The organism is Zavarzinella formosa DSM 19928 (genome assembly GCF_000255705.1).
GTDB classification, from domain to species: Bacteria; Planctomycetota; Planctomycetia; order Gemmatales; family Gemmataceae; genus Zavarzinella; species Zavarzinella formosa.
On the sequence record NZ_JH636450.1, the window covers coordinates 110,220 to 110,549 of the forward strand.

1 protein-coding gene is annotated in these 330 nt (G+C 64.2%); it reads left to right on the top strand.

The window, feature by feature from the left end; genetic code table 11:
- A partial coding sequence (locus BGIM_RS55335; protein ID WP_202947390.1) for a hypothetical protein occupies positions 1–330 on the top strand: 330 nt, incomplete at both ends.

Genomic DNA, 330 nt, shown 5'->3' on the forward strand with positions numbered 1-330 from the left:
TGACCGCCGGTCGGCGTGTTGAATTGATCGGCGAAACGGGCCTCCCCCGATGGCATCAGTGGCGGCTCGGCCCGGCCCCGCTGGCCGTGTCGAACATTGTGTTCGACGGGACATGCTCGTTCCAGTCGGCCGAATGCTCCTTGTTGGAACTCGCGGCCGACCCGATGACGGACCGTTACCGGCTCCGCGCGGAGATCCGGCAGGATTCCGGCAAGCCCGACACCATGCCGCTTCAAAACAGTGCGGTCGGAGGGAATCAAGCGGGTATCTATTTCGGCCATCGGCCACTGACGTCCGACGACGGGGCCGATGTGTGCCAGTTTTTCGCTG